We start from the raw sequence: 14,072 nt of genomic DNA on the forward strand, positions 1-14,072 counted from the left end.
GTGGCCGGTCGTCGCCGGGTTTCGCTCGGCCGTGGCTGAGGTCGCGCAGTTCCCCGCGCCCCCAAGATGCCCACCCGGAAAACACCACATGAAAGGGCCCGCCCCATCCGGGGCGGGCCCTTTCTGGTCCCCGTGGTGGCACCGCCATGCAGCACCACGGGGCGTCGGGGGAGTCGGGTCAGCCGAAGCGGCCCGAGATGTAGTCCTCCGTGGCCTGGACCGACGGGTTGGAGAAGATGCGCTCCGTCTCGTCGATCTCGATCAGCTTGCCGGGCTGGCCGACCGCCGCCAGGTTGAAGAACGCGGTGCGGTCCGAGACACGGGCCGCCTGCTGCATGTTGTGCGTCACGATGACGATCGTGAAGCGCTCCTTCAGCTCCCCGATCAGGTCCTCGATCGCGAGGGTGGAGATCGGGTCGAGCGCCGAGCACGGCTCGTCCATGAGCAGCACGTCCGGCTCGACCGCGATGGCGCGGGCGATGCACAGACGCTGCTGCTGGCCACCGGACAGGCCCGACCCGGGCTTGTTCAGGCGGTCCTTGACCTCGTTCCAGAGGTTGGCGCCCTTCAGGGACTTCTCGACGACGTCGGCGAGCTCCGACTTCTTGTACTTGCCGTTGAGCTTCAGACCCGCCGCCACATTGTCGAAGATCGACATCGTGGGGAAGGGGTTGGGGCGCTGGAACACCATGCCGACCGTGCGGCGCACGGCCACCGGGTCGATGTGGGAGCCGTACAGGTCCTCGTCGTCCAGGAGCACCTTGCCCTCGACACGGCCGCCGGGGGTGACCTCGTGCATCCGGTTGAGGGTGCGCAGGAACGTCGACTTGCCGCAGCCGGACGGGCCGATGAAGGCCGTCACCGAACGGGGCTCGACGGTCATCGAGATGTCTTCGATCGCCTTGTGGGCGCTGTAGTAGGCGGTAAGTCCGCTTACGTCGATTCGCTTGGCCATGACTGTTACTTCACTTCCGATACGTCGCTGAGTTGGTGTGGGCCGCGTCAGCGACCGGCCTTCGGGGCCTTCCAGCGGGCTACGCCGCGGGCCGCGAGGTTGAGGATCATGATGAAGGCGATGAGCACCAGGGCCGCGGCCCAGGCGCGGTCGTACGCCGCCTGGCTGCCGCCGCTGCTCGCGTACTGCTGGTAGATGTACAGCGGCAGCGAGGCCTGCGGGCCTTCGAACGGGTTGCCGTTGATCAGCGGGTTGCCGAAGACCAGCAGCAGGACCGGGGCGGTCTCACCGGCGATACGGGCGACGGCCAGCATGACGCCGGTCGTGATGCCGCCGATCGACGTCGGCAGGACGACCTTGAGGATCGTGCGCCACTTCGGGACGCCGAGGGCGAGGGAGGCCTCGCGCAGCTCGTTCGGGACGAGCTTGAGCATCTCCTCGGTGGAGCGGACCACGACCGGGATCATCAGGATGGACAGGGCCATCGAGCCGGCGAAGCCGGAGAAGCCGAAGCCGAGGATCAGGATCCAGAAGGACAGGATGAACAGGCCGGCGACGATCGACGGGATGCCGGTCATGACATCCACGAAGAACGTGACCGCCTTCGCGAGCTTCCCGCGCCCGTACTCGACCAGGTAGATCGCCGTGAGGATGCCGATCGGCACCGAGATCACGGTGGCGATGCCGACCTGTTCGAGGGTGCCGAGGATGGCGTGGTAGATGCCGCCGCCCGGCTGGTACGAGGTGATGAAGCCCATCGAGTGGGACAGGAAGTACGGGTCCAGGACCTTGATGCCGCGCGCGATCGTCTCGTAGACGAGGGACGCGAGGGGAACCACGGCGAGGATGAAGGCGACCCACACCACGCTGGTCGCGAGGCGGTCCTTGGCCTGTCGGCCGCCCTCGACCTTGGCGGCGAGGACGTACGAGGCGAGGACGAACAGGAGGGCCGCGATGAGGCCCCACTGGATGCGGCTGCTGAGGCCCGCGCCGAGGCCGATGGCGCAGCCCGCGGCGACCGAGCCGATCGCGGTGGCCCAGGGGGCCCAGCGGGGCAGGCGCGCGGCGCTCAGCGAGCTCGGCGGCTTCGGCGCGTCCGGCTTCTGGACGGGAACGGTTGCGTTGCTCATGCGTTGGCCCCCGAGTACTCCTTGCGGCGGGCGATGATCATTCGGGCCGCACCGTTCACCAGCAGGGTGATGACGAAGAGGACCAGACCCGAGGCGATGAGGGCGTCGCGGCCCTGGTCGTTGGCCTCGGAGAACTTCGCGGCGATGTTCTGCGCGAAGGTGCCGCCGCCCGGGTCGAGCAGGCTGGTGTGGATCAGGAAGTCGGGGGAGAGGACCGTGGCGACGGCCATCGTCTCGCCGAGCGCGCGGCCGAGGCCCAGCATCGAGGCGGAGATGACGCCGGAGCGGCCGAAGGGGATCACCGACATCCGGATGACCTCCCAGCGGGTCGCGCCGAGCGCGAGGGCCGCCTCCTGGTGCATCTGGGGCGCCTGCCGGAAGACCTCACGGGAGACGTTGGTGATGATCGGCAGGATCATGATCGCCAGCAGGATGCCCACGGTGAGCAGGGTGCGCGGGGCGCCGCCCTGGTAGTCGAGGATGCCGGTCCAGCCGAAGTAGTCGTCGAGCCAGTGGAAGACACCGGTCATGTGCGGCACGAGGAAGAGCGCGCCCCACAGGCCGTAGACGATGGACGGCACGGCCGCCAGCAGGTCGATGACGTAGGCGATGATGCCGCTCAGCTTCTTCGGCGCGTAGTGCGTCAGGAAGAGCGCGATGCCGACGGCGATGGGCACGGCGATCACCATGGCGATGATCGAGGTGACGACCGTGCCGAAGGCGAGGACGGCGATGCCGAAGACGGGCGGGCTCGCGGTCGCGTTCCACTCGAAGGTGGTGAGGAAGTTGCCCTCGTTCTTCGAGAGGACCAGCGAGGCGCGGTAGGTCAGGAAGACCGCGATCGCGGCCATGATCACCAGCAGCAGGATGCCCGAGCCGCGCGAGAGGCCGAGGAAGACCCGGTCTCCGGGGCGGGTGGCGCCGCGGGCGGCGCGCTTCTGCTGTGCGGGCGAGGGGCGATCGGCGGGCGCCGGTGGGGGCGCCGGTGATTGAGTGGTTATGTCCATGGGGTTCTCCGGTCTGCGAAGTCCCGGTCCTGTGAAGGCGGGGCGGGGCTTCTGGCGGCGGTGCACCGGACGGTGCGGGCCGCTCCCTGGGAGCGGCCCGCACACTGGGTCAGCTGATGCCCGCGACGGTCTCGCGGACCTTCTTGTTGATTTCGGCGGGGATCGGGGCGTAGCCCAGGTCGGCGAGGGCGGCCTGGCCGTCCTCGGACGCGGTGTAGTTCAGGAAGGACTTGGTGGCGGCCAGGCTCTCCGCCTTGTTGCCCTTGTCGCAGACGATCTCGTACGTGACCAGGGTGATCGGGTACGCGCCCGCGGCCTGGGTCTTGTAGTTGAGGTCCAGGGCGAGGTCCTTGCCGGTGCCCACGACCTTGGCGTCGGCGATCGCCTTCGAGGCGTTCTCCGAGGTGGCCTTGACGGGCTGGTCGGCACCGGTGTCGATGTCGACGGTCTTCACGCCGTCCTTGGCGTAGGAGAGCTCGACATACGTGATGGCGCCGTCGGTCTGCTTCACCTGCTGGGCGAGGCCGGAGGAGCCCTGCGCGGACTGGCCGCCCTTGGCCTGCCAGGCCTTGCCGCCCTCGTACTTCCAGTCGCTCGGGGCGGCGGTCTTCAGGTACTTGGTGAAGTTGTCCGTGGTGCCGGACTCGTCGGAGCGGTGGAACGCCTGGATCTTGGTGGACGGCAGCTTGGCGTCCGGGTTCAGCTTCTTGATCGCCGGGTCGTTCCACTTGGTGATCTTCGAGTCGAAGATCTGGGCCAGCGTCTTGGCGTCCAGGGTCAGGTTGTCGACGCCCTGGACGTTGAACGCGACGGCGATCGGGCCGCCGACCATCGGCAGGTTGATGCCCTGGCCGCCCTTGCAGACCTTCTTCGAGGCGGCGACCTCTTCGGGCTTGAGCGCCGAGTCGGAGCCGGCGAAGGCGACCTGGCCCTGGTTGAAGGCGGTCACACCGGCGCCGGAGCCGTCGGGCTTGTAGTTGAGCTGCACCTCGGAGCACGCCTGGGCGTAGGCCTGACGCCAGGCGTCGATCGCGTTGGCCTGCGCGGACGAGCCGATGCCGAGGAGCTGGCCCTTGGCGTCGTCGCACTTGATGTTGCCCGCCTTGGCCGAGGCGCTGTTGCCGCCCGAGCCCCCGCTGGTGTCGTCGGAGCCGCACGCCGTGAGGGCCAGGGCGCCGGAGACGGCGAGAGCGCCGAAGGAAAGGGCGCGGAGCCGGTTCTTGCGCTGAAGCTTCACCTTGGATGTTCCTTCCGGGAGCCGCCGGCCTTCTCTGTCGCTGTGGCGGCGTGCGATGTCTGCGGTTGGTTTCAGTCGAGCGGTGGAGCGGTCCGGGGTTACGGGGACTCACCGCGTAAGGCTGAAATTAGGCAGATCAGGTGAAGCGGCCAATGGCCAAGAGTGAACGCCGGGTGAACCTAAGCGGGCGGTGCGGTTAGGTCACGGTACGGCTACGGAACGTGATCGTCAGGTGGTGTGGAGGGCGTCGAGGAGGGCGTCGACGAGTACGCGGTCCCGGGGCTGGGTGAGGCGGGCGCGGGCCTCGGGGGGTGAGAGCCAGGCGATGCGGTCGACTTCGCGGTTTGCCGCGAAGGTCCCGGAGGTCGCCTCCGCCGCCCAGTAGCTCACCTGCTTGGGGCGGCCGCTCGCGAGATAGCGGACCGTGGGGAGCACGGCGCCGAGCGCGCAGTCGTGGCCGGTTTCCTCACGTACCTCGCGCACCGCGCCGGCCGAGGCGTCCTCGCCGCGCTTCAGCTTGCCCTTGGGATGCGACCAGTCGTCGTACTTGGGCCTGTGGACCACGCAGATCTCGACTCCCCGGCCTTCGTGGGGAGTTGCCGGCCTGCGCCACAGGACGCAGCCTGCCGCGAGGACCGTTCCGGGGTCGTCCTGCCGCACGGTCATGGGGTTCCCACCGCCTGTCGTTGCCATGCCTGTCCGAACGCGAGTCTGGCGGCCGCGACCTCGTGGCGCTGGTCGGCGTGGAGCACGCCGAGGGCGTACGCGGTCGTGGGCGCGATGCGCGGGGTGCGGGCCGCGTGGGCCGCCGCGGCGGCGGCCTCGGCGGCGTCCCTGTGGGCGTTCAGGGCGTCCGCCGCGTCGAGGAGCCGTACGTCGACGGGGGTGCCCGGGACCACCTCGCGGGCGTAGCGGTGCAGGCGCAGCAGCAGGCGTACGTGGTGCCAGGAGGCGTCGGCGTCCGCGTTGTAGGGGTGGCTGGTGTGGTGGAGGGCGGTGGCGGCCTCGGTGAGGCGGGACTCGGCCTCCGCGGCAAGCTTCTCCAGCTCGGCGTCCGCGCTGGTGAGGGGGACGTCGCTGGCGAGCACGGCGACGTTGTCCGCGACCGCGTGGAAGCGGGCGGAGCCGAGGGCCTGGAGGGCGGTGCTGTGGGCCCTCGTGCGGGCGAGGGTGAGCTGGCGCTCCAGCAGGGCGGATGCCTTGGCGGCGCCGAGGGTGAGGGTTTCCCGCGGCTCGGGCTGCCGCTCCGGGGCGGGGGCCGGTGTTTCGGCGCGCGGCGCCGGGGCCGGGGCCGTCGTATCGGCGCGCGGCGCCGGGGGCCGCCGTGCGTGCGCAGGGCGGCCAAAATCGAGCCCCTGCGGCGATTGAGCAGCGGGGTCCGGGGCAGAGCCCCGAGGCATGGGAGCGGGGGGCGTCGACAAGGCGTGCAGGGCGGAAGACAACCGGTCCAGGCGGGACGCGTACGCGTGTTCGCGGGCCAATGTTCCTGACAGCCACGCCAGTTCGGGCCGGAGTGCATCGGACCACTCCGGGTCGAGGAGCGGCCGGAAGGTGTGCAGCGTGCCGCTGATACGGCGCGCGGCACGCCGCAGCGCACGCGCCGCGTCCGCGGTGTCGCCCGCCGCCCCGCTCTCGCGGTGCTGCCGCAGCGAGCGCAGGAACTCGGTGGCCCGGGACCGGAGATAGCACCCCAGGACATCGACGTCGTTCCTGTTCAGCGGCTCGCTGGACTCAAGGTGTCGCTGTGCCACGCCGGCGCCTCCGGGCGTCTATGAGCATCTCCTGTACGTTGCGCAGGGGCCGCCCGTCCGCGTCCTGCGCGTGCCGGGTCCAGTTGCCGTCCGCGCCCAGGTGCCAGGAGGCGGTGGCGTCGGACATCCCCGTTTCGAGCAGTCGGTTGAGCGCCGCGCGATGGGCCGGGTCCTCCACGCGGACCAGGGCCTCGATGCGGCGGTCGAGATTGCGGTGCATCATGTCGGCGCTGCCGATCCAGACCTCCGGCTCGCCCGCGTTGCCGAAGGCGAAGACGCGGGAGTGCTCCAGGAAGCGGCCGAGGACCGAGCGGACCCGGATGTTCTCGGACAGGCCCGCGACTCCGGGGCGTACGGCACAGATGCCGCGCACCCAGATGTCGACGGGGACGCCCGCCTGCGAGGCCCGGTAGAGCGCGTCGATGACGGCCTCGTCGACCATCGAGTTGACCTTGATGCGGACGTACGCGGGGCGGCCCGCACGGTGGTGCTGGACCTCCTTCTCGATCCGCGTGATCAGGCCCGTACGAAGGGACTTGGGGGCGACGAGGAGGCGGCGGTAGGTCTCGCGCCGCGAGTAGCCGGACAGCCGGTTGAAGAGGTCGGAGAGGTCGGCCCCGACTTCCTGATTGGCGGTCAGCAGGCCCAGGTCCTCGTACAGCCGTGCGGTCTTGGGGTGGTAGTTGCCCGTGCCGACGTGGCTGTAGCGGACGAGCTGGTCGCCCTCCTGGCGTACGACGAGCGACAGCTTGCAGTGCGTCTTCAGGCCGACGAGGCCGTAGACGACATGGCAGCCCGACTCCTCCAGCTTCCGCGCCCACTTGATGTTCGCCTGCTCGTCGAAACGGGCCTTGATCTCGACGAGGACCAGCACCTGCTTGCCGGCCTCCGCGGCCTCTATCAGCGCGTCCACGATCGGCGAGTCGCCCGAGGTCCGGTACAGCGTCTGTTTGATGGCGAGCACGTCCGGGTCTGCGGCGGCCTGTTCGAGGAAGGCCTGTACGGAGGTGGAGAACGAGTCGTACGGGTGGTGGAGCAGCACGTCGTGGCTGCGCAGCGCGGCGAAGACGTCGGGCGCCGAGGCCGATTCCACCTCGGCGAGGTCGCGGTGGGTGCCGGCCACGAACTTGGGGTACTTCAGCTCGGGGCGGTCGATGCCCGCGATGGAGAAGAGGCCGGTGAGGTCCAGGGGGCCCGGCAGCGGGTACACCTCGGCCTCGCTGATCTTCAGCTCCTTCACGAGGAGGCTGAGTATGTCCGAGTCGATGGTCTCCTCGACCTCGAGGCGCACCGGCGGCCCGAAGCGACGCCGCATCAGCTCCTTCTCCAGGGCCTGGAGCAGGTTCTCGGCGTCGTCCTCCTCCACTTCGAGGTCCTCGTTGCGGGTCAGCCGGAACATGTGGTGCTCCTCGACCTTCATGCCGGGGAACAGCTCGCCGAGGTGGCGGGGCGCGGCGATGACGTCCTCGATGGGGACGTAGCGCTGCGGCGAGGCCTCAAGGAAGCGGGAGAGCAGCGGCGGAACCTTCACCCGGGCGAAGTGCCGGTGGCCCGAGACGGGGTTCGAGACGACGACCGCGAGGTTGAGGGACAGCCCTGAGATGTACGGGAACGGGTGCGCGGGGTCGACGGCCAGCGGGGTGAGCACCGGGAAGATCTGCTGCATGTACAGCGTGTAGAGCCGGGCCTGCTCCTTGTCCGTGAGCTCGTTCCAGCGCACGACGTGGATGCCCTCGTCGGCGAGGGACGGGGCGACCTCGTCCTGGTAGCAGGCGGCGTGCCGGGCCATGAGCTCGCGGGACCGGTTCCAGATGAGTTCCAGCACTTCACGGGGTTGCAGGCCGGAGGCCGAACGGGTGGCGACGCCGGTCGCGATGCGGCGCTTCAGGCCGGCCACCCGGACCATGAAGAACTCGTCCAGGTTCGAGGCGAAGATCGCCAGGAAGTTCGCGCGCTCCAGGAGGGGCGTGTTCGGGTCCTCGGCGAGCTCCAGGACGCGTTCGTTGAACGCGAGCCAGCTGCGCTCGCGGTCCAGGAAGCGGCCCTGCGGGAGCTCCGCGCCCTCCTCGTTCGCGTAGTCCTCCGCGTAGTCGTCGGGATCCGCGTCGATGTCGGCGACGATTCCGGCGAGCTTGGCGGCCGTCCGGTCGAAATCGCCGCCGGCCACGGGGTGCGGCCGGTGCGCGGCGAGTGAGCCCACGGACGGCTGGGGCTGCGCGGCCGAGGGGGCCGGAGCCGTGTCGGTCGTCTGGTCCTGTGCGGCGTTCGGCTGACTCATGGCCCCATTCTTCCGCGTGGACGCCGCCCGGGGCGCGCCGACCGCGTCGACCGCGTCGGCGGGCGCGGGTGCGAGCGTGAGGCTGCCGCGACGGGCGGGCTCGGCGGGTTCGGGGGCGGGGGGCTGCATTCCGTGAGCGTCGCAAGTCCGTCTGAATCGACGGTTACGGCGACATGACGTACGGGCTATGGCCGTGCGGCCCGCCGGGGGTTTGGCGGGTGGGCGGGGGTGGTGTTGGCGTTCTGGGGCGGTGGTGGGTAGCGGCCAGGGCGAGGTGGGGTGGGGGTGTGGTTGCGGTGGTTCGGGGTGGGGTGGGTGTGTGCGGGGATGGGCTTGGGTGGAGGGAGACGGGGTGCGGGGGCCGGGGGTGGTGTGGGTGGAGGGAGGCGTGGTGACGGGGTGGTGCGGGGCGTCATTGTCGCGCGGGGCCGGGGTGGGCGTGTGCGGGGTGGGGGTTCCGGTTGTCGGTACGTGGGCCGGCTGTGCCGGGGCCCGGTCATCTCCCTCCCGCCCGCCCCCTCTGGGGGGGGCGTCGGCCCGTCCGGGGCGGGGGCCTGGGTTGTGTCGGGGCCGGGCGGCCGGGGGCTGGAGCGGGGCCGGGGTTGGCGCGTGTGGTGGGGCGGATGGGGTGCCGTGGCTGCGGCGGAGCCGGGGTCCGGTCACCTCCCACCCGCCGCCCGCTCCGGGGGCTTGGGCCTGTCCGGGGGCCGGGGCGGGTCCGGGGTTGGCGCGTGGGTGGGGCGGATGCGGTGCCGTGGTTCTGCGGCGGAGCCGGGGTCTGGTCATCTCCCACCCGCCGCCCGCTCCGGGGGCTTCGGCCCGTCCGAGGGCCGGGGAGCGTGTGGTGGGGCGGGTGCGGTGGTGGGGTTCTGAGGCCGGGTGGGGGTTGGCGTCTGTGGTGATGGTGGCGGGTGTTCTGGGCGTCGTCGGGCGGCCGGAGCGCCAGTGCGCCGAGGACCCGGGCACCGCCCCGGCGCGGCTCCGCCCCGGACGGGCCGCAACCCCCGTAGGGGCTGAGCGGGGGGCCTGCCGGGGCGCCCCCGCAACCGGCGGAGCAACGCCGCCGCGTACCCATGCCCCCGGGACACCGGCATCACGTACGCGGCGCCACCACGGGCCGGACTCCGGACGGGCCGAGGCCCCCGGAGGGGGCGGGCGGTGGGAGCTGGCCAGACGCCGGCGTGATCGGCGGAGAAATGGCGCCGCGCCGGGCTCTACCGCCACTCCCGGCTCCCCCGCCTCCTCCAGGGCACACCCCGATGGAACGGCGCCGCGCTGGGCGGAGTGGTGAGGTGTCCGCGATGGGTGGGGCTGGGGCGTGACGGCTGCCCGAGGGGCGGCACAACCGCGTGCCGGTGGGGTGGGGGATCGGCCCGGATCGAGCCCGTCCGGCGATTGAGGACGAGCCCGGAGGACGAACGGGGCGCAGCCCCAAGGCTCAGCCGCCGTGCGGGCCGCAAGGTTCTGGGCCGAGGGTGACGTTGACCGGGGCGGGGCGCAGATTCCCGACGGAGCCTGGCCCGGTGGCCCGGTGGCCCGGTGGCCCGGTGGCCCGGTGGCCCGGTGGCCGGGGGGCGTCGGGGGAGGGGACGGTCCGGGTCCGCAGCGGGACCGAGGGCGGCAGCGTGGTGGTGCGGTGGCTTGCTGGCCCCGGTGGTGTGGCAGCGGGGGGCCGGTCCGTAGCGCGACCGGAGGCGGCGATTGGGGCGTAGGCCCCAGGTGCAGCCACAGAGCGGATCGCAAGACCCGGACCCGGGCCTGCATCGGGCCGGAGCCCCCGGAGGGGGCGGGCGGGTGGGAGATGAGCGGGACACCGGGCTGGGAGGGATCGGTCCCGGTCCGTAGCGGGTCCGAGGGCGGCAGCGTGGTGGTGCGGTGGCCCGGTGGTCCGGCAGCCGGGGGGCGTCGGGCTGGGAGGGATCGGTCCGGGTCCGTAGGGGGACCGAGGGCGGCAGCGCGGTGGCCTGCTGGCCCGGTCGCGGCGGCGGGGCGTCGGGCTGGGAGGGATCGGTCCCGGTCCGTAGCGGGTCCGAGGGCGGCAGCGCGGTGGCCTGCTGGCCCGGTCGCGGCGGCGGGGGCGTCGGGCTGGGAGGGATCGGCCCCGGTCCGTAGCGCGGCCGGAGGCGGCGATTGGGGCGTAGGCCCCAGGCGCAACCACGGTGCGGATCGCAAGGCCCGGACCGGGGGCGCATAGGGCCGGAGCCCCTGGAGGGGGCAGGCGGGTGGGAGGTGAGCGGGATCCGGGGAAGGGTCCGGGGGCCGGAGTGGCCCGATGCCGTTCCGCCAACCCCCGGCAACTCCCAGCGACTCCCGGCAGGCCTCCCGTCAGACGCCCCCCGGCATCCGCCCCACCGGGCCCCCGCCCCACCGGGCCCCCGCCCCACCGGGCCCCCGCCCAAGCCAACCCACCCCACCCCGCTCCCCCGGAGAGAGCCGCTACTTCGCCCTGCGCCGCAGCAAGTAGAAGGCCGTCGCCGTCGCCGCGCCGGTGAGGGCGAGTGCCAGGCACGTTTCCATGAGCTGGAGGGGCCAGAAGTGGGACGGCGGGTGGCCCTCCCGGTAGAAGCCCGTGATGTTGTTCGAGGTCAGGCAGCCCTGGTCGTCGACGCACATCGGGTCCGCGACCCGCGCCCCGGAGCCGGTCAGCGCGCCCTCGGAGGTCATGGACCCCGCGAAGTACGGGTAGCCCTCGCGCAGGTTCCCGGTCACCGTGACCGTGGGCCACAGCCGGTCCCGGACCGCGTCGATCGCACCCACCACCACGACCGTGGCGATCAGGGAGTAGGCCGCCCCCGGCAACGTACGCCGGGTCAGGAGCGCGACCACCGCGCCGATGGCGAGGCCGAGCAGCGGCAGGGCCACGGCCGTCGGGCCGAGTGCGTCGAAGGTCGCCGTCAAGGAGTGCCAGCGGTTGTCGACGAGGCCGGGGGCCGCCGAGGCGACGAGTCGGCGGAGCAGGACCAGGAGGGTCGTGCCGAGGACCAGGAAGGCCGCGGGCACGGCCAGCTTGGCGGCCAGCCAGCGGGCGGGGGAGACGGACTGGGTCCATGCCAACTGGGCGGTGCCCCTGCCCAGTTCGCGCCCGATGAGCAGCCCGCCCGCGAACACCGATACCGCCACCGGCACCAGCGAGATCAGCATGTCGGTGAGGGTGAGCACGTAGTGGTACGTGTCGGCCGTCGCGCCCTTCGCGGTGCAGGAGTTCGCCACCGCGGCGTCGCAGTGTCCCGTGATGTCGAGCCCGGCCGTGCCGGGGCCCCACAGCCACAGCAGCAGCGCGCTCGTCAGGGCGACGAAGGCGATCCACAGCCAGGCGGCGACGCGGTGCAGTCGCAGGACGGTCCGGGGCAGGCCCAGGGGGAACGTGGTGGCGGCGCTCATGCGGCGGACTCCTTGGTGAGCGGGGCGACCGGCGGCTCCGGCCGGAACCGGCGCAGCACGAGGAACGCGGCGACGACGGCCAGCGCGGTGAGCCCCAGCAGGACGCCGGTCTCGGCGAGCTGGCGCGGCCAGTAGTCGGGCGAGGGGAGGTAGCTGCGGGTGAAGCCGGTGATGTCGTGCTTGTCGAGGCAGTGCTGGGTCATGCAGCCGGGGTCGCGGATCTCCGCCCCCGTCGACGTGATCGCCTTGCTGTGCACGGGGATCTCGGGCTGCTGGTAACTGCCTTGCAGTGGCCAGGAGTTGCCTCGGAACGCGCCCACCAGGTACGTCGCGATCCCGGCGACGGCCGCCGCCGGCAGCGTGCGGCGCAGCACCAGCGCGGCCAGTACCCCGATGGCCAGGCCGAACAGGGCGTTCGCCACCGTCGCGGGGCCGATGGAGAAGTTGAAGTCGCGCGGGCCGATGCCGGCGACCAGCAGATGGTTCCGGCCGTCCCACACCAGGCGGTACAGGATCACGACGAGCGTCGTGCCGACGGTGACGAGCAGCGCGGGCACGGCCAGCTTCGCGGCCAGCCAGCGGGCGGGCGAGACGGCCTGGGTCCACGCCAACTGGGCTGTGCCCTGCTCCAGTTCGCGGGCGATCAGCGGGCCCGCCGCGAAGACGGCGATGACGCAGGCGGCGATCCGGGTCAGGGAGAGCGGGTCGTAGAAGAGGGTGTCGAAGCCCGTGCCGACCATGGGGAGGAACGCGGAGATCGCGTCCTGGAACGCCTGGTCCTGCGCCCCTCCGTAGCCGAACTTGTCGAACGCCGCCTGGGCCTGGGAGGAGCCGGGGCCCCACAGCCACAGCAGCAGGCCGAGGCTGATCGCGACGTAGCCGATCCACACCCACATCGCGCCGCGGTGCAGTCGCAGGACCGTCCACACCAGGCCGTCGGCCCCGGGCTTCGTGCGGCGCACGGCGTCGGACTTTTCGAGGGTCGGGGTGCTCATGCGGTGACCTCCGTCCGGCGCGGGGCCGTGGTGCCCGGCGTGAGCAGGGGCGGGGCTTCGGGGGAGCGGAGGTGGGCGAGGAGCAGCTCCTCCAGGGAGGGCTCCTGGACCTGCCAGCCCTCGCCGACCGGTCCGTCCCTGCGGATCAGGGCGGTGACGCCGCGGCCGGAGGCGCGGGACTCGACCACCGTGTGCGGGGCGAGGTCGCCGCGGCCCGTGACCAGGCTGTGCGCGCCGATCAGGTCGTCGATGCCGCCGCCGAGCCGGATCCGGCCGCCGCCGAGCAGCAGCAGGTGGTCGCAGGCGTCGGCCAGTTCGGTCACGATGTGCGAGGACATCAGGACGGTCGTGCCGTGCTCGGCCGCGTCCGCCATCAGCGTGCCCATCATCTCGTGCCGCGCCAGCGGGTCGAGGTCGGCCATCGGCTCGTCGAGCAGCATCAGTTCGGGGCGCTTGCCGAGGGCGAGGGCGAGCGCGACGCGGGTGCGCTGGCCGCCGGAGAGCGAACGGATCTTCGCCTTCGGGTCGAGCTCGCCCTGTTCGACGATCTTCGAGGCGTACGCGGCGTCCCAGCGCTCGGGGTTGAGCGCGGCGCCCACCCGCAGGGTGTCGGCGACGGACAGCTGGGGGTACAGGGGCTTGCTCTGGGCGAGGTGGGAGACCTTCGCGCGGTGTGTGCCGGGGGCGGCGCCGAGCACGGAGATGCTTCCCGAGGTGGGGCGCGCCAGGCCGGCCGCGATGGTCAGCAGCGTCGACTTGCCCGCTCCGTTCGGCCCTACGAGCGCGCTGATCCGGCCCGCGGGCAGTCGGAACGAGCAGTCGTCCAGGGCCGCCGCAGCGCGCCTTCCGTAGCGCTTGACGAGGCCGTTCGCCTCGATGGCCGTGGCCGTGGTCATGAAGTCCCCTTGGGTCTGGTGCCGAAGTGCGCCTCCAGGGCGCTGCCGAACAGGGCCTCGACGTCCTCGCGGTCGAGGCCCGCCTCCTTCGCCCGGCCGGTCCACTCGTCGAGCTCCGCTCGCAGCGGTGAGTCGGCGGTGCCGGAGCCGAGCGTCGCGCGGACGAACGTGCCGAGCCCGCGGCGGGCCTCGACGAGTCCGGAGCGCTCCAGCTCCCGGTATGCCTTCAGCACGGTGTTCGGATTGATCGCCGTCGCCTCGACGACCTCGCGCGCCGTGGGCAGCTTGTCCCCGGGCTCGAGCAGACCGAGCCGCAGCGCGTGCTCGGTCTGGTGGACGATCTGGAGGTAGGTGGCGACACCGGTGTGGCGGTCGATGCGGAATTCGATGACCGGTTCGTGTGCCACGGTGTACCCCCTTTCACTAATCAAGTAGTGAAAGG

At 72.0% G+C, this 14,072-nt stretch carries 11 protein-coding genes; all 11 read right to left on the reverse strand.

Annotated features, from left to right (window positions below):
- Nucleotides 1-178: 178 nt before the first annotated feature.
- Nucleotides 179-955, reverse strand: coding sequence for a phosphate ABC transporter ATP-binding protein PstB (gene pstB, locus ACFV9W_RS28590; protein WP_385766227.1), 777 nt, complete (start codon nt 953-955; stop codon nt 179-181).
- A 47-nt stretch (nt 956-1,002) separates the two neighbouring features.
- Nucleotides 1,003-2,085 (reverse strand): phosphate ABC transporter permease PstA, encoded by a 1,083-nt coding sequence (gene pstA / locus ACFV9W_RS28595; RefSeq protein ID WP_385766229.1) that lies wholly within the window; start codon nt 2,083-2,085, stop codon nt 1,003-1,005.
- Nucleotides 2,082-3,092 (reverse strand): phosphate ABC transporter permease subunit PstC, encoded by a 1,011-nt coding sequence (pstC, locus tag ACFV9W_RS28600; protein ID WP_385766232.1) that lies wholly within the window; start codon nt 3,090-3,092, stop codon nt 2,082-2,084. Before pstC ends, pstA begins: the two co-directional genes overlap by 4 nt.
- Before the next feature lie 109 nt (nt 3,093-3,201).
- On the reverse strand, nt 3,202-4,329 hold the full coding sequence (gene pstS / locus ACFV9W_RS28605; RefSeq protein ID WP_385766234.1) for a phosphate ABC transporter substrate-binding protein PstS: 1,128 nt from the start codon (nt 4,327-4,329) through the stop codon (nt 3,202-3,204).
- A 228-nt stretch (nt 4,330-4,557) separates the two neighbouring features.
- Nucleotides 4,558-4,995, reverse strand: coding sequence for an NUDIX hydrolase (locus ACFV9W_RS28610; protein WP_385766236.1), 438 nt, complete (start codon nt 4,993-4,995; stop codon nt 4,558-4,560).
- Nucleotides 4,992-6,080 carry a CHAD domain-containing protein gene (locus ACFV9W_RS28615; RefSeq protein WP_385766238.1) on the reverse strand — a complete coding sequence of 363 codons (1,089 nt, stop codon included), beginning with the start codon at nt 6,078-6,080 and terminating at the stop codon, nt 4,992-4,994. Before ACFV9W_RS28615 ends, ACFV9W_RS28610 begins: the two co-directional genes overlap by 4 nt.
- The gene (locus tag ACFV9W_RS28620) at nt 6,061-8,487 is read right to left on the reverse strand and encodes an RNA degradosome polyphosphate kinase (protein ID WP_385766241.1); all 2,427 of its coding nucleotides are present in this window, start codon (nt 8,485-8,487) and stop codon (nt 6,061-6,063) included. The genes ACFV9W_RS28615 and ACFV9W_RS28620 overlap by 20 nt, the downstream gene beginning before the upstream one ends.
- A 2,307-nt stretch (nt 8,488-10,794) precedes the next feature.
- A complete protein-coding gene (locus tag ACFV9W_RS28625) occupies nt 10,795-11,739 on the reverse strand; it encodes an ABC transporter permease (protein WP_385766243.1) in 945 nt (314 codons plus the stop codon).
- The gene (locus tag ACFV9W_RS28630; RefSeq protein ID WP_385766246.1) at nt 11,736-12,734 is read right to left on the reverse strand and encodes a hypothetical protein; all 999 of its coding nucleotides are present in this window, start codon (nt 12,732-12,734) and stop codon (nt 11,736-11,738) included. Before ACFV9W_RS28630 ends, ACFV9W_RS28625 begins: the two co-directional genes overlap by 4 nt.
- Nucleotides 12,731-13,630: an ABC transporter ATP-binding protein gene (locus ACFV9W_RS28635; RefSeq protein WP_385766249.1), complete on the reverse strand. Its 900-nt coding sequence runs from the start codon at nt 13,628-13,630 to the stop codon at nt 12,731-12,733. Before ACFV9W_RS28635 ends, ACFV9W_RS28630 begins: the two co-directional genes overlap by 4 nt.
- Nucleotides 13,627-14,037, reverse strand: a complete 411-nt coding sequence (locus tag ACFV9W_RS28640; protein WP_385766251.1) for a GntR family transcriptional regulator — start codon at nt 14,035-14,037, stop codon at nt 13,627-13,629. The genes ACFV9W_RS28635 and ACFV9W_RS28640 overlap by 4 nt, the downstream gene beginning before the upstream one ends.
- Nucleotides 14,038-14,072: the final 35 nt, after the last annotated feature.

The sequence above is a fragment of the Streptomyces sp. NPDC059897 genome, from assembly GCF_042730865.1.
Classification (GTDB): domain Bacteria; phylum Actinomycetota; class Actinomycetes; order Streptomycetales; family Streptomycetaceae; genus Streptomyces.